The 22362-nt window shown below is 67.6% G+C and carries 22 protein-coding genes; 13 read left to right on the top strand and 9 right to left on the bottom strand.

The window, feature by feature from the left end; genetic code table 11:
- The 4 genes from ABZ789_RS15670 to holA all read left to right on the top strand — a co-directional run bounded on the left by ABZ789_RS15670 (position 1) and on the right by holA (position 5138).
- Positions 1-849 carry a DegV family protein gene (locus ABZ789_RS15670; RefSeq protein WP_358425179.1) on the top strand — a complete coding sequence of 283 codons (849 nt, stop codon included), beginning with the start codon at positions 1-3 and terminating at the stop codon, positions 847-849.
- A gap of 145 nt (positions 850-994) precedes the next feature.
- A complete protein-coding gene (locus ABZ789_RS15665; protein WP_358425177.1) occupies positions 995-1807 on the top strand; it encodes a ComEA family DNA-binding protein in 813 nt (270 codons plus the stop codon).
- Entirely contained in the window at positions 1804-4170 is a 2367-nt protein-coding gene (locus tag ABZ789_RS15660) for a DNA internalization-related competence protein ComEC/Rec2 (protein WP_358425175.1), read from the top strand. Before ABZ789_RS15665 ends, ABZ789_RS15660 begins: the two co-directional genes overlap by 4 nt.
- A complete protein-coding gene (gene holA, locus ABZ789_RS15655) occupies positions 4167-5138 on the top strand; it encodes a DNA polymerase III subunit delta (RefSeq protein ID WP_358425173.1) in 972 nt (323 codons plus the stop codon). Before ABZ789_RS15660 ends, holA begins: the two co-directional genes overlap by 4 nt.
- Positions 5139-5262: 124 nt before the next feature.
- On the opposite strand, the gene rpsT is transcribed toward holA, so the two are convergent.
- Positions 5263-5523: a 30S ribosomal protein S20 gene (gene rpsT, locus ABZ789_RS15650; RefSeq protein ID WP_006554505.1), complete on the bottom strand. Its 261-nt coding sequence runs from the start codon at positions 5521-5523 to the stop codon at positions 5263-5265.
- A 239-nt stretch (positions 5524-5762) separates the two neighbouring features.
- Between rpsT and ABZ789_RS15645 the strand changes: the two genes are divergently transcribed.
- Complete coding sequence (locus tag ABZ789_RS15645) at positions 5763-6617, top strand: aquaporin (RefSeq protein WP_358425171.1); 855 nt, start codon at positions 5763-5765, stop codon at positions 6615-6617.
- 30 nt (positions 6618-6647) lie between these two features.
- Here ABZ789_RS15645 and ABZ789_RS15640 read toward each other — a convergent pair whose 3' ends face one another.
- Positions 6648-7271 carry a type II toxin-antitoxin system PemK/MazF family toxin gene (locus ABZ789_RS15640; protein WP_358425169.1) on the bottom strand — a complete coding sequence of 208 codons (624 nt, stop codon included), beginning with the start codon at positions 7269-7271 and terminating at the stop codon, positions 6648-6650.
- A gap of 63 nt (positions 7272-7334) precedes the next feature.
- Here ABZ789_RS15640 and lepA point away from each other — a divergent pair, with 63 nt between their 5' ends.
- Positions 7335-9230, top strand: coding sequence for a translation elongation factor 4 (gene lepA, locus ABZ789_RS15635; RefSeq protein ID WP_358425239.1), 1896 nt, complete (start codon positions 7335-7337; stop codon positions 9228-9230).
- A gap of 34 nt (positions 9231-9264) precedes the next feature.
- The gene (locus tag ABZ789_RS15630; RefSeq protein WP_358425167.1) at positions 9265-10197 is read left to right on the top strand and encodes a nitronate monooxygenase; all 933 of its coding nucleotides are present in this window, start codon (positions 9265-9267) and stop codon (positions 10195-10197) included.
- 49 nt (positions 10198-10246) lie between these two features.
- On the opposite strand, the gene ABZ789_RS15625 is transcribed toward ABZ789_RS15630, so the two are convergent.
- Positions 10247-12193, bottom strand: coding sequence for a glycoside hydrolase family 15 protein (locus ABZ789_RS15625; protein WP_358425165.1), 1947 nt, complete (start codon positions 12191-12193; stop codon positions 10247-10249).
- A 66-nt stretch (positions 12194-12259) separates the two neighbouring features.
- Here ABZ789_RS15625 and ABZ789_RS15620 point away from each other — a divergent pair, with 66 nt between their 5' ends.
- The 6 genes from ABZ789_RS15620 to ABZ789_RS15595 all read left to right on the top strand — a co-directional run bounded on the left by ABZ789_RS15620 (position 12260) and on the right by ABZ789_RS15595 (position 16593).
- Positions 12260-12466, top strand: coding sequence for a hypothetical protein (locus ABZ789_RS15620; RefSeq protein WP_358425163.1), 207 nt, complete (start codon positions 12260-12262; stop codon positions 12464-12466).
- 154 nt (positions 12467-12620) lie between these two features.
- The gene (locus ABZ789_RS15615; RefSeq protein WP_358425161.1) at positions 12621-12713 is read left to right on the top strand and encodes an Ms4533A family Cys-rich leader peptide; all 93 of its coding nucleotides are present in this window, start codon (positions 12621-12623) and stop codon (positions 12711-12713) included.
- A gap of 156 nt (positions 12714-12869) precedes the next feature.
- Complete coding sequence (locus ABZ789_RS15610; RefSeq protein WP_358425159.1) at positions 12870-13895, top strand: sulfate ABC transporter substrate-binding protein; 1026 nt, start codon at positions 12870-12872, stop codon at positions 13893-13895.
- A gap of 111 nt (positions 13896-14006) precedes the next feature.
- Positions 14007-14804 carry a sulfate ABC transporter permease subunit CysT gene (cysT, locus tag ABZ789_RS15605; RefSeq protein ID WP_358425238.1) on the top strand — a complete coding sequence of 266 codons (798 nt, stop codon included), beginning with the start codon at positions 14007-14009 and terminating at the stop codon, positions 14802-14804.
- Positions 14801-15607 carry a sulfate ABC transporter permease subunit CysW gene (cysW, locus tag ABZ789_RS15600; RefSeq protein WP_358425157.1) on the top strand — a complete coding sequence of 269 codons (807 nt, stop codon included), beginning with the start codon at positions 14801-14803 and terminating at the stop codon, positions 15605-15607. Before cysT ends, cysW begins: the two co-directional genes overlap by 4 nt.
- Positions 15604-16593 (top strand): TOBE-like domain-containing protein, encoded by a 990-nt coding sequence (locus tag ABZ789_RS15595; protein ID WP_358425155.1) that lies wholly within the window; start codon positions 15604-15606, stop codon positions 16591-16593. The genes cysW and ABZ789_RS15595 overlap by 4 nt, the downstream gene beginning before the upstream one ends.
- Before the next feature lie 6 nt (positions 16594-16599).
- Here ABZ789_RS15595 and ABZ789_RS15590 read toward each other — a convergent pair whose 3' ends face one another.
- The 6 genes from ABZ789_RS15590 to ABZ789_RS15565 form a co-directional block, all read right to left on the bottom strand.
- A complete protein-coding gene (locus ABZ789_RS15590) occupies positions 16600-17484 on the bottom strand; it encodes a universal stress protein (RefSeq protein WP_358425153.1) in 885 nt (294 codons plus the stop codon).
- A gap of 82 nt (positions 17485-17566) precedes the next feature.
- Entirely contained in the window at positions 17567-18457 is an 891-nt protein-coding gene (gene ppk2, locus ABZ789_RS15585) for a polyphosphate kinase 2 (RefSeq protein WP_358425151.1), read from the bottom strand.
- A gap of 106 nt (positions 18458-18563) precedes the next feature.
- Positions 18564-19310 carry a sirohydrochlorin chelatase gene (locus ABZ789_RS15580; protein WP_358425150.1) on the bottom strand — a complete coding sequence of 249 codons (747 nt, stop codon included), beginning with the start codon at positions 19308-19310 and terminating at the stop codon, positions 18564-18566.
- Entirely contained in the window at positions 19307-20641 is a 1335-nt protein-coding gene (locus tag ABZ789_RS15575) for a GTP-binding protein (protein WP_358425148.1), read from the bottom strand. The genes ABZ789_RS15580 and ABZ789_RS15575 overlap by 4 nt, the downstream gene beginning before the upstream one ends.
- 2 nt (positions 20642-20643) lie before the next feature.
- Positions 20644-21588, bottom strand: a complete 945-nt coding sequence (gene cysD, locus ABZ789_RS15570) for a sulfate adenylyltransferase subunit CysD (RefSeq protein WP_358425146.1) — start codon at positions 21586-21588, stop codon at positions 20644-20646.
- Positions 21585-22313, bottom strand: a complete 729-nt coding sequence (locus ABZ789_RS15565; protein ID WP_358425144.1) for a phosphoadenylyl-sulfate reductase — start codon at positions 22311-22313, stop codon at positions 21585-21587. The genes cysD and ABZ789_RS15565 overlap by 4 nt, the downstream gene beginning before the upstream one ends.
- Between the last annotated feature and the right edge of the window lie 49 nt (positions 22314-22362).

The raw sequence follows: 22362 nt of genomic DNA, 5'->3' as shown, positions 1-22362 counted from the left end.
GTGTCCGTCGTCGTCGTCACAGATTCGTCGAGTTGTATCGATCCCGAACTGGTTCGTCGGTACGAGATCCGCGTCGTGCCCTTGCACATCATCGCGGACGGACGCGACCTCCGCGAAGGTGTCGACGAGTTGCCCGAGGACCTGTCGACCGTGACCACCTCGGGGCCGTCCCCTGCGGAACTCACGGATGTCTACACCGAAGCACTCGCGGCGAGTCGCGGCGACGGTGTCGTCGCCGTGCATCTCTCACGTCTGTTGTCCGGTACGTGGGATGCCGCACGGCACGCAGCAGAGTCGCTGGGTGACCGTATCCGGCTCGTCGACTCGCACAACACCGCAATGGGTTCGGGCTTCGCTGTTCTCGAAGCCGTGCGCGCAGCTCGGACCGGGGCTGATCTGACGCGAGTGTACGACCGGGCAGTGGAGGTCGCGGCGTCGGCACGGACCCTCCTCGTCGTGGACCGGCTCGACCATCTGCGCCGGGGTGGCCGGATCAGCACGGCCACAGCATTGTTGGGCACTGCACTCGCGATGAAACCCGTGCTGCACATCTCGGACGGCAAGCTCGTCCTGCGGGAGAAGACGCGAACGATGACCAAAGCCATGGCGAAGCTGGTGGACGGAGCTGTCGCGGAGGCCGGCGACGCGCCGCTCGTCGCGGTGCACCACCGCGGCGCCGCGGACCGCGCGCGCAGCCTCGCCGACCAGCTCGCCTCGCGTCTTCCGGAGGGCACCGAGATCGTCGTGTCCGAACTCGACGCAGTTCTCGGCGCACACGTGGGGCCGGGTGCCGTCGGTGTTGTCGTCGCGTCGAGCGCAACCGGCACCGTCGGCGAATCCGGGAGCTGAACCCCTACACCACGTCCCCGATCGTATCCCGCCACTCCGGGGCCGGTACGGACCTTCATCCCCAGGGGCGGGATTCATCCACAGTCCGGGCCGATCGCCCGAGAACGCAGAATCCGCTCACCGCGAACCCCGTTAGCGTCGCGGCATGGCGAGCAGTGACCACGGTGATCTCGCGCGCACCCGGCTCGGCGCGATCACGCGCCCCACGGCGGGGATGCCGGAGGAACCACCGTGGGTGGGCGACGAGCGATGGCCGGATCCGGCCGTCGACGACGGCCGCGCGCGATCCGGAGCCGACTCCGATCGGCTCGTCGACCGGTTGAGGACGGCGCGATGGGACACAGGACGGCGGGGAACCGCCGCACTCGCACTGGTCGGAGTGCTCGCAGCGGCAGTGGCACTCGTGGTCGTCCTGCGCGACCGGCCCGTCCCGGAGCCGGTTCCGCCCCTTCCGCGGGTAGAAGTGGTGGAACCCGTCGAATCCTCGGCGGCAACGCAACAGGAGGTCGCGGAGACCGTTGTCAGTGTCGTGGGAGCGGTGGCGCGTCCCGGACTCGTGCGGTTGGAACCGGGGGCGCGCGTCGCCGATGCCCTCGAGGCGGCCGGTGGTGCTGCCGAAGGTGCCGATCTCATCGGACTGAACCTCGCTCGCCGCGTGGCCGACGGCGATCAGATCCTCGTAGGAGTTGTTCCGCCCCAACCTGTTCCGCACGAAAGTGGAATCGTGGGTGCGCAAGGGGGCGATTCCGCGCCTCCCGGTGCGAACGGTTTGCTCGATCTCAACGACGCGGACGAGTCCGCTCTGGACGCGCTGCCCGGCGTCGGGCCGGTGACGGCCGCGGCGATCGTTGCGTGGCGAGAGGCGAACGGATCGTTCAGGGACGTCGAGCAACTCGGCGAAGTAGACGGGATCGGACCGGCGCGCCTGGCCAGGCTCCGCGAACTGGTGACGGTGTGAACTCGCAGTACGGAGATCCGGCAGCTGCACCGGTTCTCGATGCGCGACTGGTGCCGTGCGCCGCGGCCGCGTGGTCGGTGACTCTCCTCGGGTTGTACACCGGATGGCGCATCGTGGCCGGCGTGGCGGTCGTGGCCGTCGTCGCCTGCGCGGGGACGATCGGGCTCGCGGTGACCGGCCGCGTCCGGCGGTGGCCCGGTGTGTGGTTCGTGATCGCGACGCTGGCCGTCGTCGCGGGATTCGCACCGGCCACGGCGGCACGGATGTGGGCGGTGGAGCACCATCCTGTTTCCGCGGCAGCAGAAGAAGGAGCCTGGGCCACTGTCGTTCTCGTCCCGACCGACGATCCGCGCCGCATCCGGGCGGCGTCGTTCGACGACACCCCGCGGGTGCGCCTGGCGGCACGCCTCGAACAGGTCACCGTTCGCGGACGAGCGATGAGCACCGGGGGATCGGTGGTGGTGTTCGCGCCTGCCGAATCATGGGGCGATCTTCTTCCGGGGCAGTCGGTCGCGGCTCGTGTGCGCCTGGCGCCGCATGCCGGTCCGGGCACCACGTTGGCGATGCTCCGCGCGGAGACCGCGCCGACGGCGGTGGGCGCGCCGCCGGTCTGGCAGCGGTGGGCGGGCACGGTCCGCGAGCGCCTGGAACAGGCAGGCTCGGCGGTGCTTCCCGCCGACAGGGCCGGCTTGTTACCAGGTCTGGTGGTCGGGGACACCCGAGCGCTCACCGACGATGTCCGCGAAGACTTCCGGGTGGCAGGACTGACGCACCTCACCGCCGTGTCCGGCGCCAACGTCAGTATCGTGCTGGGAGCGGTACTGCTGCTGGTGCGTGCGGCGGGACTCGGGCCGCGGTCCGGAACAGGCCTCGCGGCAACGGCTCTCATCGCCTTCGTCATCGTGGTCCGCCCGTCGGCGAGCGTGGTACGCGCCGCGGCGATGGGGTCGATCGGGCTGCTGGCGTTCGTGACGGGCCGTGAGCGCCAGGCACTTCCTGCCTTGTGTGCCGCGGTGGGCGGGTTGCTCGTACTGATGCCCGATCTGGCCGTCGACGTCGGGTTCGCGCTCTCGGTGTCGGCGACGGCGGCCCTGATCGTCGTCGCTCCGCCCGTCGTGGAGCGACTCACGCGGCGCGGGTGGCCGCGCCCTGTCGCGGAGATCACGGCCGTGTCGCTGGTCGCATTCGCGGTCACCGCACCTCTCGTCGCGGCGGTGAGTGGGACGGTCAGCGTGGTCTCGGTCGGTGCGAACGTTCTCGTCGCGCCGGTACTCGCGCCCCTGACCGTCCTCGGCTCGCTGGTCGCCGTCGCCGCGTCCGTCCTGCCGTGGGCGGGCGAGGTGCTCGCGCGCGGCACCGGACCGCTCCTGTGGTGGCTGATCACCGTGGCGGACCGTGCCGCGTCGTTGCCGTCGGCCGAACTGGAGGTACCCGACGGGCCGACCGGCGCCCTGGTCGCGGCCGGCCTGGTGGGTGCGGCATGGTCGCTGGCCCGTCATCGGCGGTCGCGGGTCGCGGCTCTGGTGATCACGGTGGCAGCTGCATCCGGGTGGTGGCCGATGCGTGTCCTGATGCCCGTTTGGCCCGGCTCCGACTGGGTGCTGGTGGCATGCGATGTCGGCCAGGGAGATGCGCTTGCACTCTCCGCCGGAGGCGGGCGCGCCGTCGTGATCGACACCGGCGTCGAGCCGGAACCGATCGATCGGTGCCTGCGCAGGTTGCGGATTCGCGAGATCGTGGCACTCGTGTTGTCGCATCCGGACGCCGACCACGCTGGTGGCATAAGAGGCGCTCTCGACGGGCGGGCGGTCGGGATCGTGCTGATCGGACCGGGCGCTGCCGCGCGTGACGGGGGGATCGACGCTCTGCGTGCTGCGGCCGACCGCGGTGTCATGGTCCGGGAAGTGCGTGCCGGTGCGGTTTTGCACGCCGGCGACCTGGACCTTCGGGTGGTCGGACCCACCGAGCACGGGGCGGGCCGCTCCGCGAACGACGAGTCGCTCGTGTTGATCGTCGAGACGCCCGTCGGCCGCATCCTGCTGCCGGGTGATGCCGAGGAAGCCGCGCTCGATGCGCTCGTGCGATCCGGCATCGATGTGCGCGCGGACGTGCTGAAGGTGCCGCACCACGGCTCTCGCACCACACCGGCGCGATTCCTGGAGGCGGTGCGTCCGCGGGTCGCGGTGATCAGCGCCGGACGCGACAACCTGTTCGGGCATCCGCATCCCGAGATCGTCTCGGTACTGGACGATTCGGGAGCGCGTGTGCTGCGCACGGATCTGCACGGCGACGTCGCCGTGGTCCGCGCGGGCTCCGGGGCGCTCGCGGTGGTGTCGGAGGTGCGTGGCACGATCGAACCGTGAGCGACGCGTCCCTGCATCTGGTCCTCGGTGAAGAAGAACTGCTAGTCGACCGCGCTGTCGCGAGTATCGTGTCCGACGTCCGGTCCCGTAGCGGGTCCCCGGCCGATCTCCCCGTCTCCCGGCTCCGCGCCGGCGATGCAGGTGTGCCCGAGCTCGCCGAGGTGCTGAGTCCCTCGCTGTTCGCCGAGGAACGCATCGTGATTCTCGAATCCACCGCGGACGCCGGAAAAGACGCAGCGGCACTGATACTCGAGGTCGCGTCCGACCTGCCCCCGGGGGTGACGCTGGTCGTACTGCACAGCGGCGGCGGTCGCACGAAAACGATGGTGCCCGCGCTGCGCAAGTGCGGTGCGGAGGAACATGCGTGTGCCGCGCCCGCAAAGGCGGGGGAGAAGGCCACCTGGGTGCGGACGTTCGTCCACAAGGAGTTCCAGGCAGCGGGTGTGCGGGTCTCGGGGGACGTCGAACAGCTCGTCATCGAAGCGGTGGGCTCCGACCTTCGCGAGCTGGCGGCCGCATGCAGCCAGCTCGTGGCCGACACCGGCGGCAAGATCGATGCCGCCGCGGTGCGGCGCTACTACTCGGGCAAGGCCGAAGTGTCGGGATTCGACGTGGCCGACAAGGCCGTTGCCGGCGACACCGCCGGTGCGCTCGAAGCGCTGCGGTGGGCGATGCATCGCGGCGTCGCACACGTCCTGCTCGCCGATGCCCTCGCCGATGCCGTCCATACCATCGCGCGCGTCGGTTCGGCCGGTCGAGGCGACCCGTTCTCGCTCGCGTCGTCGCTCGGCATGCCGCCGTGGAAGGTGAAGAAGGCCCAGGCTCAGGCCCGCACGTGGGCACCGGCTTCCATCGGTACCGCGCTCACAGTGGTCGCCGCGCTCAACGCCGACGTCAAGGGAGCGGCGGCCGATCCCGACTATGCGCTCGAGCACGCGGTGCGGGTCATCTCGCAGATGGCCGGCTGACCCCGCGCCGGGCGTCCAGGGGCCGCCGAGCACCCGAGTCGGCCCGATACGACGAAGGCCGCACCCGACGATGGGTGCGGCCTTCGGAAGCAGAGCCTGCGTCTACTACCTCGGAGCGATCAGCTCAGAGCTTGTTCGCGAGCTTCGCGAGGGCAGACTTCTTGTTGGCTGCCTGGTTCGGGTGGATGACACCCTTGCTGGCTGCCTTGTCGAGCTGGCGGCTGGTGGCGACGAGGAGCTCGTTGACCTTGTCCTTGTCGCCGGCTGCCGCGGCCTCGCGGAAGGAACGGATCGCCGTGCGCAGGGACGACTTCACCGACTGATTCCGGAGTCGGTTGCGCTCGTTGGTGCGAATCCGCTTCACCTGGGACTTGATGTTGGCCACGCGTAAAATCCTGTCGTCTTGCTGGTAGCTGGTCTGAAAGCTCTGGGTGCGTGAGGGCACCGACTGGCAACAGTACCAAGAACCGGGTGCGAAACCCAAACCGGTGCGGGCAAGTAGCCCTTTTCGGGCCGGTACGACGGTTTCGCCGCGGAGACCGCCCGGTCTCCGTATCGTCCGTTGGCGAGAGCGCAATCCGCGAGGTTCCGCTGCTGCGGAGCCGCAACGCTCAGAGGTGAGTCATGGAACCCCACCGTGAAGACACTTCCGACGTCGGAGCCACACGCGACGACGACATCGTCCCATCCGCCCCGCCTCCCGAGCGCGAGACCTCGCTCGAGATCAGCGAACCCGAGGAATTCTCGGATCTCCGGAAATACGCGGCCGAGGCGCTCGGGACGTTCGTGCTGGTGTTCTCCGCGGTGGGTACCGCGGTGTTCGCCGGCACCTATGTGGGACAACTCGGTGTGGCGCTGGCGTTCGGTCTGACCCTGCTGTTCCTGGTGTACACGATCGGCCCGATCTCGGGCTGTCACGTGAACCCGGCCGTGACCCTCGCGCGGCTCATCACCGGCTACGTCACACCCGTGCGTGCCGTGGGCTACTGGCTCGCGCAGATCGCCGGAGGGCTCGTCGCCGGCATCGCGATCTTCGCCGTCGCGTCGTCGCTGCCCGCCTACGACCGTGCTGCGGACGGTCTCGGGGCCAACGGATGGGGCGCGCACAGTCCGTCGGCCGTCCGCGGCCCCCTCGGCGGTGTCCTCCAGAACGGCTACGGTCTCGGGGCCACGATCGTCGTCGAGGTCCTGCTCACAGCATTGCTGGTCTTCGTCGTTCTCTCGGCGACCGACCAGATCGCCGACGTGCCCATCGCGGGCATCGCGATCGGGTTCACCCTGGGGGTCATCCACCTGATCGCGATCCCCATCGACAACACGTCCGTCAACCCTGCACGCAGTCTCGCCGTCGCCTTCTACCAGAACGGGGCGCTGGGCCAGCTGTGGGCGTTCATCGTGTTCCCGCTCATCGGTGGTGCGATCGGAGCCTTCGTGTACGTCTTCCTCTTCGGGCGGCGATACGGGCTCAGGCCGTCGTGATCCCCGAGAACTGATCCCCGCCGGCCCGGATCAGCTCCAGCCGAAATCGTTGCGGAGCCGGGCTGCGACCTGATCGAAGCGCGCGCGGGGAAGGATCGCACCCTCGCGGCGGATGCCGTCCTCGGGGACATCGAGCACGCGATCGAGTCGCACCCAACTGGGGCGGTTCTCCGCATCCCACCGGCCGGAGCCGATCCCGAGCCAGTCGCGGTCGCCGTCACGATCGGAGTTCGACGACAACATCAGTCCGAGGAGTGTCGAGTCGTCGCGTCCCACGACGAGCACCGGGCGATCCTTGCCCTGCGTCGGATCGTCCTCGTAGGCCACCCAGGTCCACACGATCTCACCGGGATCGGCGCGGCCGTCCAGGTCGGGGGAGTACTCGAGCCGGCGGGCGCGCTGTGCGGTCGGGCTCGTGCGCGAGGCCACCGGCCGGCCGGGTACCGGACCTTTCGTACCTGCGGGACGCGAAGCCGGCCCGGGTGCGCGGCCTTCGCCCGAACCACTCGCAGTGCCGGGCTGTGTGGCTCCGCCCAGTGCGGTTCGTGCCTTGTCGAGTGCTCCGGACTGCTGCAACTGCCGGTAGACCTTCGGGCCCTGCTCGACGGCGAGACGGCCCAGCTGCCTGCCCAACTTCTTCCATGTACCAGCCACGAGAGCCGAGCTTAACCGGACCGGGCACAGGCGACGTCCCGGCCGCCGCCCGACTTGGATATTCTGCAGGGTGACCGCGGTCTGCAGGCCGCTGCCAGTCCGAGTCAGGAGCACGACATCAGCACCTTCGCCGACACCACGTTCACGGACCCCACGAAGATCCGGAACTTCTGCATCATCGCGCACATCGACCACGGAAAGTCGACGCTTGCGGACCGGATGCTGCAGCTCACCGGGGTGGTCGAGGAGCGGCAGATGCGCGCCCAGTATCTCGACCGCATGGACATCGAGCGCGAGCGGGGAATCACCATCAAGGCGCAGAACGTGCGCCTGCCGTGGAAGGTCGACGGCGAAGACTACGTGATGCACCTGATCGATACGCCCGGTCACGTCGACTTCACCTACGAGGTGTCCCGCGCTCTCGAGGCATGCGAGGGTGCGGTTCTGCTGGTGGACGCTGCGCAGGGAATCGAAGCGCAGACCCTCGCCAATCTCTACCTGGCGCTCGACAAGGACCTGACGATCATCCCGGTGCTCAACAAGATCGACCTCCCCGCGGCCGATCCCGACCGGTACGCGGCCGAGCTCGCGAACATCATCGGCTGCGAGCCCTCGGATGTGCTCCGTGTTTCGGGCAAGACCGGTGAAGGCGTCCCCGAACTCATCGACGAGGTGATCCGCCAGGTGCCCGCGCCGGTCGGTGATCCCGATGCGCCTGCCCGCGCCATGATCTTCGACTCGGTCTACGACACCTACCGGGGCGTCGTCACCTATGTGCGTGTCGTGGACGGCAGGATCGTGCCCCGCGAGAAGATCAAGATGATGTCGACGGGCGCGACCCACGAACTGCTCGAGGTGGGCATCGTCTCGCCCGAACCGAAGGCCACGGCCGGGCTCGGGGTCGGCGAGGTGGGCTACCTGATCACCGGCGTGAAGGACGTGCGCCAGTCGAAGGTCGGCGATACCGTCACGACCGCGCGGGGCGGTGCGCAGGAGCCGCTGACCGGTTACCGCGAGCCCCGCCCGATGGTCTACTCCGGCCTGTATCCGGTGGACGGCTCCGATTACCCCGTACTGCGCGACGCGCTCGACAAGCTGCAACTCAACGACGCCGCCCTCACCTACGAACCCGAGACCTCGGTGGCTCTCGGCTTCGGTTTCCGGTGCGGCTTCCTCGGCCTGCTGCACATGGAGATCACCCGCGAGCGCCTCGAACGCGAGTTCGGCCTCGATCTGATCTCCACCGCGCCGAACGTCGTCTATCGCGTCGTGCTCGAGGGCGGACAGGAACACGTGGTGACGAATCCGTCCGACTGGCCCGAGGGCAAGGCCCGCGAGATCTACGAACCGATCGTCAAATGCACCATCATCGCGCCGAGCGAGTTCATCGGTTCGATCATGGAGCTGTGCCAGTCGCGGCGCGGTGAGCTCAACGGCATGGATTATCTGTCCGAGACCCGTGTCGAACTGCGCTACACGCTGCCGATGGCCGAGATCATCTTCGATTTCTTCGATTCGCTGAAGTCGCGGACGCGCGGCTACGCGTCGATGGACTACGAGGAGGCCGGTGAGCAGGAAGCAGCGCTGGTCAAGGTCGACATCCTGCTCCAGGGCGAGGCCGTCGACGCCTTCAGTGCGATCGTCCACAAGGACGCTGCCGCGGCCTACGGCAACAAGATGACGACCAAGCTCAAGGAACTCATCCCGCGGCAGCAGTTCGAGGTCCCCGTCCAGGCTGCGATCGGCTCGAAGATCATCGCCCGTGAGAATATCCGGGCGATCCGCAAGGACGTGCTCGCCAAGTGCTACGGCGGCGACATCAGCCGTAAGCGCAAGCTGCTCGAGAAGCAGAAGGAGGGCAAGAAGCGGATGAAGACCATCGGGCGGGTGGACGTCCCGCAGGAAGCGTTCGTAGCCGCGTTGTCGTCCGAGGCGTCCTCCGACAAGCCGAAGAAGTAATAGTCCGACGCCGTACGTCCCCGGAAGGATTCGCGTGCTCGATACCTGGCTCACCCGTGAACTCGGAATCTCGCTTCCGCTGCTGGGTGCGCCGATGGGGGGCCGTGCCGGTGGGCGGCTTGCCGGCGAAGTGACGCGTGCCGGCGGCCTCGGCCTCATCGGTGCCGCCCGGTACAACACGGCCGACTGGATCGAGGGGGAGGTTCGCACCGCACGCGAGATCGGCGGCGGTCCGCTCGGTTTCGGGTTGATGACGTGGTCGCTGGACGACGACGACAGCCTCCTCACCGCCGTACTGGCCCACCGGCCGCAGGTGGTGACGCTCTCGTTCGGCGATCCCGCGCCGTACGTCGGCCGAGTCCACGATGCGGGTGCCCTGGTCGTATCGCAGATCAACACGCTCGACGACCTGGCAGTGGTGGAGGCTGCAGGCGTCGATGCGGTGGTCGCTCAGGGGCACGAGGCAGGTGGGCACACCGGCAGGATCGGCACCCTGCCGTTGCTGCAGGAAGTGCTCGAATCGACTTCCCTACCGGTTCTCGCTGCGGGAGGGATCGCCTCGGGCCGCGGTCTGGCGGCGGTGCTCGCCGCCGGTGGGGAGGGTGCGCTGGTGGGTACGGCGTTGCTCGCCAGTCCCGAGACGGTCGGTCCCGACTACGCCCGCACCAGGATCGTGGAGGCGAGCAGCGCCGACACGGTCTACACCGACGTGTTCGACAAGGCCCGCCATCAGCCGTGGCCGGCCCGCTGGGGTGGGCGTGCATTGCGCAACGCGTTCACCGACAGATGGCACGATCGCAACGCCGACGAAGAGACTCTCGCTCGGGCGTACACGGCCGATGATCCCGAGACCGGGGTGGTGTACGCGGGCGAGGCAGCCGGGTTGGTGCGCTCCGAGCGACCGGCGGGCGAGGTCGTCCAAGAGATTGCGGAGCAGGCGGAGGCTCTGCTGTCGCGCTTCCGCTGAGGACGAGGCCGGCGCCGAACCCGTCGTCACCTGCCGCCCCGGGTGCGGATCACGGACCGAGATGCGCCGGCCGAAAGTTCCCCGCGCCGATCTCGCGCTCGGCCCTGATGACGTGTACGACGGCGTTGATGAGAGCCAGATGTGTGAAAGCCTGCGGGAAGTTCCCCAGATGTCGTCCTGTCTTCGTGTCGATCTCCTCCGCATACAGTTTCAGCGGGCTCGCATAGTCCAGCAGACGCTGGCACAGTGCGGTCGCCCGCTCGACCTCGCCGATCTCGACCAAGGCGGACACCAGCCAGAACGAGCAGATCGTGAACGATCCCTCCTCGCCTGACAGCCCGTCATCGGTGGTCTCGACGTGGTAGCGAAGCACGAGACCGTCCACGGTGAGTTCGTCGGCGATTGCCAGCACGGTAGCTCGGACACGGGGGTCGTCCGCGGGCAGAAACCGCAACAGCGGGATCAGCAGTGCCGAGGCATCGAGCGAAGGATGGCCGTAACGCTGCGTGAATACACCGCGTTCGTCGACACCGTGCTCGAGAACGTCGGCCTTGATCTCGTCCGCGATGGCCGCCCACTTTCTGGCGTAGTCCGGGCGTCCTTGGAACTCGGCGAGTTTCGCACCGCGATCGAGTGCCACCCAGCACATCACCTTCGACGACACGAAATGCTGAGGTTCGCCGCGGACCTCCCAGATGCCACGATCGGGTTCGCGCCACTTCGCCGATGCCTCCTCGACCTGGCGACGCAGGGTGTGCAACAACGTCTGGGGGAAATGTCCTCGGGACTTCACGTGCAGATAGACCGAATCGAGGAGTGTGCCCCAGATGTCGTGCTGTCGTTGATGATACGCATCGTTCCCGATCCGGACAGGGGTGGCGCCGTCGTAACCGCTCAGATGGCCGAGGGTCGCCTCCGGCAATTCACGTTCGCCTCCCACCCCGTACATCACCTGCAGGGGATGCCTGACTCCGTCCTCATCACGCGAGACGTCGAGGATGAACGAGAAGAAGTCGTCGGCCTCGCGATCGAATCCGAGCGTGTAGAGCCCCCAGAGCGCGAAGGTCGAATCCCGCACCCATGCATATCGGTAATCCCAATTACGCTCTCCACCAGGGGTTTCCGGAAGTGAGGCCGTCGATGCCGCGAGCAGTGCTCCCGTCGGGCTGTAGGTCAGTCCTTTGAGCGTGAGCGCGCTGCTCTGCAGATAGGTACGCCACGGGTGATCCGGGAAGCGTCCCGTCGTGATCCACTCCCTCCAGTAGTCCTGGGTGGCGACCATCTTGGTGACGGCGTCGTCGAAAGTGTGAGGCATCGGGCGGTCCGACCACGACAGGGCGACGAACGCCGTGTCACCCTTGTTCAGGCGACGCCGGGCGCGGATCTCGCGATCCTCGATCCCGAGGCGTAGATCTGTCGTCACGCGCAGCAGCGGGTGCTGGTCCGGAGCGTTCCTGCATACGGCGGTGGCCTCTTCGTACACCTTGCCGGTGTAGCGCCACTCCGTTCGGCCGCGGTGGTAATCGAAGGCCGGCTCACAACTGACGAACAGATCCACGGTGCCATTGACGCAGCGGACCGTCCGCAGAAGCATGTGCTCGGCCTCCCAGTCCGAGGGTGTACGCCGGTGCGACCTCGAGCGCTCGTCGACGTCGTACCAGGGCGCCATGACGAGTGCGTCGCGCACGATCATCCATCCGGTGTCCGTCTGCCAGGTCGTCTCGAGCACCAGTCCGCCCGGCAGATACCGACGGGCCGCGGGAACGGTGCGATCATGCGGTGAGAGTCGGAAATGGCCTGCGCTGCGGTCCAGCAGCGACCCGAACACACTAGGAGAGTCGGGCCGGGGCACGCACATCCACTCCACGGTGCCGTCGCGTGCGACCAGGCACGTGGTCTCGCAGTCCGAGAGGAATGCGTAATCGTCGATGGGCGGGAAGGGGCTCCGGTGGAAGGGGGTCCCCGACAACGGCGATGCGGAGTGATGGTTGTCCATCCCTCCATGATCGTCGCGGAGCGGGTGGATCGCAGCGCGGTCGGGCAACCCATTAGGGTGTAGGCAATGGATCGATTGGCATCGTGGTGGGACGGTTTCGAGCTGTGGCTCGCGGGCCTGTCCTTCGTTCCCCAGGTGGCCCTGGTGCTGGCAGTGCTGGTGCCGGCCTGCTTCGGGGTCGCGTGGCTGCTCGATCGGGCGATGGCCGGCGTGTTCGTGTTGCTCGGACGCGGTGAGACGGACTCGCCCGCCACGAAGACGGAGGATTACTGACATGCCGCGTTCGCGCGTGACCTTGGCGCTCATCGCGCTGCTGCTCATCGTAATCGTCGCCTGGCTCCTCTCCCTGTGAAGACCGCGGCCGAAGGGTCGCGATGCATGAATCATCGATTTCGGTCGTACCTCGACCTCTGCTAGTCTCTGCCGCGTGTCCTCGATCACAGTGCCGCGCATCCGCCATGAACTGGCGTTGATCGCTGTGGGCATGCCTTCGGTCGCCGACATCGACTGTTGTCGCTGAACCCTTCTTTTCTACGGTTCCGCCTCCTGCACTCTTCCGCTCCGGCGGTGCCGCATCCTCGCGAATCCGGAGAGGTCCGATTCCGGACCGCCCAGTCGGATCGATCCGTCCGGTTCGCGTTTCTCCCTTCGAACAGCCCCTCAGGAGGCTCGTCCCATGAAACGTTGCAAGCGTCTCGTCGTCGCACTCGCGGCGATCACTGCGACCACCCTGACCGCGTGCGCGGGCGGGTCGAGCGACAACGTCGGCGCGGAGGCCGGCGCCGACGGATCCGGTGGCACCGTCAACCTCTACGGGTACGCGGTGCCCAAGGTCGGTTTCGACTCGGTGATCCCGGCATTCGAGCAGACCGAGGAGGGGGAGGGTGTCGTATTCCAGCAGTCCTACGGCGCCTCCGGTGATCAGTCCCGCAAGGTGCGCGACGGCGCCGAGGCCAACTTCGTGAACTTCTCCGTCGAACCCGACATCACCCGCCTGGTCGACGCCGGTCTCGTCGACGAGCGTTGGAAGGACAACGCCTACAAGGGCATTCCGTTCGGATCGGTCGTCACCATCGTCGTTCGCGAGGGCAATCCCAAGAACATCCGGGACTGGGACGATCTGTTGCGTCCGGATGTCGAGGTCGTCACCCCCAACCCGTTCAGCTCGGGATCGGCCAAGTGGAACCTTCTCGCCCCGTACGCCGCGAAGAGCAACGGTGGTGCCGACCCGCAGGCCGGTGTCGACTACGTCACCGCGCTCGTCACCGATCATGTGAAGGTGCAGCCCAAGTCCGGGCGTGAGGCCACCGAGACCTTCCTGCAGGGCACCGGCGACGTGCTGCTGAGCTACGAGAACGAAGCGCTGTTCATCGAGCGCAACGGCGATCCCGTCGAGCACGTCACACCACCTGTCACATTCAAGATCGAGAACCCTGCCGCAGTGCTGAAGAACGCGAAGGACGTCGAGGTCGCTCAGGCCTTCAACGACTTCCTGTACACCCCGGAGGCACAACGGTTGTGGGCGGAAGCGGGCTTTCGTCCCGTCGACCCGGCCGTCGCAGAGGAGTTCGCCGGGCAATTTCCTCAGCCCGAGAAGCTCTGGACCATCGACGATCTCGGTGGTTGGGAAACCGTCGACGAGGAGCTGTTCGCGGACGGCAGCGGCACCATCGCGTTGATCTACGACACCGCCACGAAGTAGAGCACGAACGTGACTGTTTCGAAACACGCCGCCGGGGCGGGAGATTCGGCTCCCACCCCGGCGGGTTCGCCTCGCGGACCGGCGAATGCGCTCCCGACCCGCCGGCGCCGGATGTTCACCGGCGCGGTGGGTCCACTCGGCATCGGTGTCGCCACCCTGTGGCTGAGCCTGATCGTCCTGCTGCCGCTCGCCGCGTTGGCCTTCCACTCCGTCTCGGAGGGTTTCGGGGCCTTCGTCGAGGCGGTCACCGCACCGGCGGCCCTGGCGACTTTGCGGATCACGGTGGTCGTCTCGCTCGTCGTCGCCGTGATCAATGCCGTGATGGGCACGGTGATCGCCTGGGTTCTCGTCCGCGACGAGTTCCCGGGGAAGAAGGTCGTCAACGCCCTGATCGATCTCCCCTTCGCCCTGCCCACGATCGTCGCGAGCATCGTGCTGCTGTCGCTGTACGGACCGCAGAGCCCGATCGGTGTGCAACTCAACGCGACCGAGCCGGGCCTGGTCGTCGCGCTGGCGTTCGTCACGTTGCCCTTCGTCGTGCGCTCCGTGCAGCCGGTGCTCATCGAAACCGACAGGGAGGTCGAAGAAGCAGCCGCCTCGCTCGGTGCCGGCAATTTCACCATCTTCCGCACCGTTGTGCTGCCCGTGCTCGCGCCGGCGATCCTCGGGGGCGCCGGACTGGCCTTCGCCCGGGCGATCGGCGAATACGGCTCGATCGTGCTCATCGGTGGCAACATCCCGTACAAGACGCAAGTGGCGTCGCAGTACATCCAGCAGCAGATCGAGATCGACCGGCCGGTCAACGCCGCCGCAGTCTCCGTCGCGCTGCTGCTCATCGCGTTCGTCGTGCTGTTCGTGCTGCGCGCGATCGCGAACCGCGGAACGCGCCGAGAGGAGGATGACCGGTGAGGCCGTCACTCGTGTCCAGGCTGTCGCTGCGTTTCGTCGCGCTCGCGTACCTGTTCGTGCTGTTGCTCGTGCCGATCGGCGTGATCCTCTACCGCACCTTCGAGAACGGTGTCGTGGCTTTCGCCGAGTCGATCAGCACCCCGGCCGCGATCTCGGCGCTCAATCTGTCGCTGCTGATCGTCGCGATCGTCGTACCCGTCAACGTCGTGTTCGGCATCGTCGTCGCGCTCGCGCTGGTGCGGGGGCGGTTCCCCGGCAGAGGGCTGCTGCAGGCGGTGGTAGACCTGCCGTTCGCGGTCTCACCCATCGTCGTGGGTGTCGCGCTGATCATGCTGTGGGGGGCCGGCGGCTGGTTCGGTGCGGTCGAGGATCTCGGCTTCAAGGTGATCTTCGGGTTGCCGGGCATGGTCCTCGCGACCATCTTCGTGACGTTGCCGTTCGTCGTGCGCGAGGTCGAACCGGTGCTGCGAGAGATCGGCGAGGAACAGGAGGAGGCCGCGGCGACCCTCGGCGCGAATACCTGGCAGACCTTCCGGCGGATCACCCTGCCCGCGATCCGCTGGGGGCTGACCTACGGCATCGTCCTCACCGTCGCGCGCGCGTTGGGCGAATTCGGCGCGGTCATCATGGTCTCGTCCGGATTCCCCGGAGTTTCGCAGACGCTGACGCTGCTCGTCCACGCGCGTTACATCGACGACCACAACACCTTCGGCGCCTACAGCGCAGCGACCCTGCTCATGGCCATCGCCGTGATTGTGCTGCTGCTGATGACCCTGCTGGACAGGAAGAGGAGTACCGAATGATCACCGTCACCGGGGCACGCAAGAACTACGGGAGCTTCGCCGCACTCGACGAGGTCGACATCGAGATCCCAGCCGGCTCGCTCACCGCGCTGCTGGGGCCGTCGGGCTCGGGAAAGTCGACCTTGCTGCGCTCGATCGCCGGCCTCGAAACCCTCGACGCAGGCACCGTCCACATCGCCGGCAAGGACGTCACCGACATCTCTCCGCAGAAACGGGACATCGGCTTCGTGTTCCAGCATTACGCGGCGTTCAAGCACATGACGGTGCGCGAGAACGTCGCCTTCGGGCTGAAGATCCGCAAACGGCCCAGGAAGGAGATCGACAAGCGGGTCGACGAGCTCCTCGAGATCGTCGGATTGGGCGGATTCCAGCGACGCTATCCGGCACAGCTGTCCGGAGGTCAGCGTCAGCGCATGGCGCTCGCACGAGCCCTCGCGGTCGATCCTCAGGTCCTGCTGCTCGACGAGCCTTTCGGAGCCCTCGATGCGAAGGTCCGCTCCGACCTCCGGACCTGGTTGCGCCGCCTGCACGACGAGGTCCACGTCACCACAGTGCTGGTGACCCACGACCAAGAGGAGGCGCTCGACGTCGCCGACCGCATCGCGGTGATGAACGCCGGACGCATCGAGCAGATCGGAACGCCCGAGGAACTCTACGACCGGCCGACGAACAACTTCGTGATGTCCTTCCTGGGGAGGGTGTCCGAACTCGACGGTGCGCTGGTACGTCCGCACGACATCCGGCTCACCCGGCACTCCGACACGTCCGGTGGATCTGCCGGTGCCACGCGGGCGACCGTCGAGCGGGTGGTTCGGCTCGGGTTCGAGGTCCGGATCGAACTACGCGATGCCACCTCCGGCGAGCAGTTCACAGCGCAGATCACCCGTAGCGAAGCCCAGGATCTGGGCCTCGCAGCCGGCGACATCGTCTACGCGCACGCCCCCGGTACATCGGAGGTGGAACCGCTCGGTACCGCCGCGCAGTGAGCCGGGTCAGCGGGCTTCGGCATCGGCATCCGTGGCCGCATGACGGCGGGCCCTGCAGATCATGACAGGACAGCAGCTGTGGTGGATCAGACCCTGACTGCTCGAGCCCACCACGGCGGCGGCCAGCGGGCTTCGGCCGTGGCTGCCCACCACGACGAGTTGGGCGGTCTTCGATTCCTCGAGCAGCACGATGTCGGGCTTGCCGCGCTCCACCCGGTAGGAGACGTCTACGTCCGGATACTGCTCGGTGTATCCGTTCGTGTTCTCGAGCATCTCGTCCTTTCGGTATTCGACATAGGCCGACCAGTCCGTGAAGCGTGAGCCTTCGCCGTAGGTGAGCGTCGACTGCTCCCTCCAGGTGTGGAGCACGGCAAGCGGTGCCTCGAGTGCGGCAGCGGTCTCGAAGGCATGTTCGACGGCGGACGCACTGAGTTCGGTGCCGTCCACTCCGACGATGACCGGACGTCCGTCGGGTGGCTGGAAACCGTCCCGGCTACGCCAGGTCACGACCGGGCACTCGGCATGGTTGGCGACGGACACCACATCGGATCGCCGGACCATCGACTCCCACTCGGTGGTGGTGGTGTGGCCGAGGACGATCATCCGTGCTGTTCGGGACAGGTCGGTGAGCACCTTGTCCGGCTTGCCCGACGGCGTGGACCGGCGGATCTCGATCGGATCGACCTCCGCGCGAATCGCGGCTTCGGCGGCGGTGAGGACGGCTTCCGACTGTTCGTTTTCGTTGTCGGAGCCGGGAGAATGCACGTGCACGAGTTCGATCGGCTCGCCGAGCCGCCGCGCGACGAAGGCGGCCCAGCGAGCGGCATCGACCGCGCTGTCAGAGCCGTCGATCCCCACGACGATGCCGTCACCGGCCTTGGCTGTGGCCATGTCGCCTCCTCACATCACCGTCCAGTGTGGTACGGATCACATGGTGTGCGCCAGCCCCGGCCGACTCGGGGCGCAGAGCCGGCTAGTCGCCGACGGCGTCCTTACCACGCTGGACGATCTTCGGGTCGGCCGGGAAGACGATCTGCCGGTCCTTGTCGTCGTAGTCGAACTGGTTCAGGAAAAAGCGCATCGCGTTGATCCGGGCCCGCTTCTTGTCGTTGGACTTGATGGTCGTCCACGGTGCGTGGTCGGTGTCGGTGCGACGGAACATCTCCTCCTTTGCCTCGGTGTAGAGGTCCCACTTGTCGAGCGACTCGAGGTCCATCTCCGACAGTTTCCACCGCCGCACCGGATCGAGCTGCCGGATGGCGAAGCGGGTGCGCTGCTCGTTCCGGGTGACCGAGAACCAGAATTTCGTCAGTGAGATGCCTGCGTCCACGATGAGCTGCTCGAACAAGGGGACATGTTCCATGAACCGTTCGTACTCGTCGTCGCTGCAGAAGCCCATGACCCGCTCCACCCCGGCGCGGTTGTACCAGGACCGGTCGAACATCACGAGTTCACCCGCAGTGGGGAAGTGCTGGATGTAACGCTGCATGTACCACTGCCCCTGCTCGCGGTCCGAGGGCTTGTTCAGCGCGACCGTCCGGGCGTGCCGGACGTTGATGTACTCCTGGAATCGTTTGATCGTGCCGCCCTTGCCGGCCGCGTCACGGCCTTCGAACACGATGATGTGCTTGGATCCGTTGTCCTTTGCCCACGACTGGAACTTCAGCAGTTCGATCTGCAGGAGATACTTCTCGACCTCGTAGGTGGCCCGGTCCATCCGGGTGTCGTACGGATAGTTCTCCCGCCAGGTGTCGACGGCCCGGCCCTCGATGTCGATCAGATCCGGATCCTCGCCGTGATCGTCGCGTACCGAGTACCCCTCGGTGCGGAGCCGATCGATGTAGCGACGGAGTTCGTTCTGCACGCGGTGTCCTCCCGGATCACGGATGTCGAGTGACGCTGTGATCCTCGTTTCTATAGGAGGAAGGTGAACGGCCGCGTGGATTCTCACCGGCACCGCCGGGAGAGTGTCAGGCCGCTCGCGAAACGCGTGTACCGTTCACGGCCTCGGTGTAGCGCGCGACGATCACCCGGGCGAGGGCATCGTGATCCGCCAATGTGGCCGCGACCCGCACGTAGGGCACCGACTCGGCCGCGGCGCACGCACGATCCCACAGCAATCCGGGAGCGAGCATCCACGGCGCCAGTACGAGGACGCTCGCACCGCTGCGCGAGAGGGCATCGAGGGCCGAGCCCACCGACGGTTCAGCGGAAGTGGCGAAACACACCGACGCTCTCGTCCAGGCCGTTCCGGCGACGATCCGCGGGACGACCAGCTCCGTCGCCCGGTTCGCTTCGGGGCGACGTGATCCCACCGCACACACCGCGACGCCGATGGACGGGTCGTCCACGGACACCCCCGATGCGGTGATCAGCTCGCGTGCCGCGGCGACGAGACGCTCGTCGTCGCCCAGGATGGGTGAGCACAGCACCTCGAGCCGAGGATTGCGCAGCCGCGCCTCGCGCAGCAGGGCGGGCAGGTCCACCCGTGCATGGAATGCGCTCCCGAGTAGCAGGGGCACCACCGTGACCTGCCGATGGCCGTCCGCGGCGAGCGCGTCGAGGATCCGACCGACCGACGGGGTGTTCAGGTCCAGGAAGGCGAGTCGCACGTCCAGGCCGGGGTTCTCGGCCCGGACGGTGTCGAGCGCGGCAGCCACGGCCCGCGCGGACCGCGGGTCGCGACTGCCGTGCGCGACGGCGACGAGCGGCATCATGCCGGGACGCGGTCCCCGAGCTCGATGTCGGCGAGTCCGTCGCCCACGAGACCCGCGGCGAGGGTGTTGCCTCCGGCCGGATCGATCAGCAGGAAGCTGCCGCTGCGACGGTTGACGCGGTAGTCGTCGGCGGCGATCGGCTCGGCCACACGCACCGTGATGCGCGCGATCTCGTTGAGCTCGATGCAGTCCGGGCTCGGGACGGAGGAGAGATTCTGCTCGTCGAACCGCTCGTCGATCGTCCCGACGATGGCCTGCGTGGTGCGGGTGCCGTGCTTGAGCAGCAACCGGGCGCCGGGGCGCAGCGGCTTCTCGGCGAGCCAGCACACGGTGGCCTCGAACTCGGACAGCGGCTCGGGTGCCGCCTCCGGGGTGGCGATGATGTCGCCGCGGGAGACGTCGACGTCGTCGGCGAGCACGAGGGTCACCGACCGCCCCGCGTGCGCGACGTCGAATGCTCCGTCGGCACTGTCGATGCGCTCGACGGTGGTGCGGACACCGGACGGCAGTACGACGACCTCGTCGCCGGGTCGCACGGAGCCCGCCGCGACCTGACCGGCGTAGCCGCGGTAGTCGGGGAACTCGGCCGTGCGGGGCCGGATCACGTACTGCACCGGGAAGCGCAGACCGGTCTCGTGCCGGCCGTGCACATCGGCGTCGACGGGGACCGACTCGAGGTGCTCGATGAGGGTCGGACCGTCGTAGTAGGGCGTGTTCTCGCTGCGCACCGCCACGTTGTCGCCGTGCAGTGCGGAGACGGGGATCTCCTGCACGTCCTCGGGTGCCCAGCCGAGCGAGCTCGTCAGCTCGCCGAACTCCGCGGAGATCTGCGCGAACACCGACGCCGGATCCTCGACGAGGTCGATCTTGTTGACCGCGAGGACGAGCTTCGGAACACCGAGCAGGGCCAGCACGGCGGCGTGCTTGCGGGTCTGCGAGACGACACCCTTGCGCGCGTCGACCAGCAGGACGACGAGCTGCGCGGTGGAGGCGCCCGACACCGTGTTGCGGGTGTACTGGACGTGACCGGGCGTGTCGGCCAGGACGAAACTGCGCTTCGGTGTCGCGAAGTAGCGGTACGCCACGTCGATGGTGATGCCCTGCTCACGCTCGGCGCGCAGGCCGTCGACGAGCAGCGACAGGTCGGGCGTGTCGAGGCCGCGGTCGACCGATGCGCGGGTGACGGCATCGATCTGGTCGGCGAGCACCGACTTGGTGTCGTAGAGCAGCCGGCCCACCAGGGTGGACTTGCCGTCGTCGACCGAACCGGCGGTGGCGAGGCGCAGCAGCTGCGTGTCGCTCTGCACGCTCTGCTCGTGAAGGTCGCTCATGATCAGAAGTAGCCCTCTCGCTTGCGGTCTTCCATCGCCGCTTCGGAAACCCGGTCGTCGCCGCGGGTGGCGCCGCGCTCGGTCAGTCGTGAGGCCGCGACCTCGGCGAGGATCTCGTCGTTCGTGGCGGCCTCGGACAGGATCGCGCCGGTGGTCGACCCGTCGCCGACGGTGCGGTAGCGCACCGAACGCACCTCGAGCTCTTCGCCCTCGGCGGGACCGCCCCAGACACCCGGCGTCATCCACATGCCGTCGCGGCGGTAGACGGGACGCTCGTGCGCGTAGTAGATGCTCGCCAGTTCGACGTTCTCGCGGGCGATATAGCGCCAGATGTCGAGCTCGGTGAAGTTGCTGAGCGGGAAGACGCGCACATGCTCACCGGGTGCGTGCCGCCCGTTGTAGAGATTCCACAGCTCGGGGCGCTGACGCTTCGGATCCCACTGGCCGAATGCGTTGCGCAGCGAGAAGATCCGCTCCTTGGCGCGCGAACGCTCCTCGTCGCGGCGGCCACCGCCGAAGACGGCGTCGAACCGGTTCTCCGAGATCGCGTCGAGCAGCGGCACGGTCTGCAGCGGGTTGCGGATGCCGTCGGGTCGCTCGGTGAGCCGGCCGTCGGCGAGATAGTCCTCGACGCTCGCGACGTGCAGTCGCAGGTTGTACTTCGCCACCACGTGGTCGCGGAACTCGAGAACCTCGGGGAGGTTGTGCCCGGTGTCGACGTGCAGCAGAGCGAACGGCAGCGGGGCGGGCCAGAAGGCCTTGATCGCCAGATGCAGCAGGACCGTGGAGTCCTTGCCCCCGGAGAACAGGATGACCGGACGTTCGAACTCGCCCGCGACCTCGCGGAAGACGTGGATCGCCTCCGATTCGAGTGCGTCCAGCGTGTCGAACCGGTCGCCGTCCAGGAGCTTCCGGGAGTCGGTGGGATTGAATTCGGTGAGTGTCATGAGGCGTGCAACCCGCATTCGGTCTTGGCTCGGCCGGCCCAGCGCCCGCTGCGCGGATCGGCTCCGGGAAGTGGTTTGGTGGTGCACGGGGCGCACCCGATGGACGGGTAGCCCTCGTCGACGAGGGGATTGACGAGGATCCCGTGTTCGTCGATGTAGTTCTGCATGTCCTCGTCGGACCATGCGGCGATCGGATTGATCTTCACCAGTCCGAACGCTTCGTCGAACGAGACGAGCGGTGCGTTCGCGCGGGTGGGGGCCTCGACACGGCGGATGCCGGTCACCCAGGCGCGGTAGCCCTTCAGGCTCTCCTTCAGCGGCACCACCTTGCGTAGGCGGCAGCACTCGTTCGGATCGCGGGCGAACAGATCCTTGCCGAGCAGGGCATCCTGTTCCGCGACGGACTGCTGGGCCCGCGCATCGACGATGTTCACGCCGTACACCTGCTCCACCGCGTCGCGCGTGCCGAGCGTCTCGGCGAAGTGGTAGCCGGTGTCGAGGAACAGCACGTCCACACCGGGGCGCTGCTGCGCGGCCAGGTGGACGAGGACACCGTCCTGCATGTTGGACGCGACGATGTAGCCGCTACGTCCGCCGTCGGTGGTGGGGGTACCGAAGGTCTCGTCGGTCCACCGCAGGAGATCCTGTGCCGAAGCGCCCTCGAGTTCCGCCGCCCCCTGCGCGGCGATACTTCGGAGCTCGTCGATGTTCGTGTCGATCGTCATCGCGTCCCTTTCCGATCCTTCGTCGTGTCGACCGATGCAGCAGTGCCCG

Origin of the sequence: Rhodococcus sp. NPDC047139, assembly GCF_040643435.1 — a bacterium.
Lineage (GTDB): Bacteria > Actinomycetota > Actinomycetes > Mycobacteriales > Mycobacteriaceae > Rhodococcus.
This window is presented reverse-complemented; position numbering and strand designations above follow the sequence as displayed.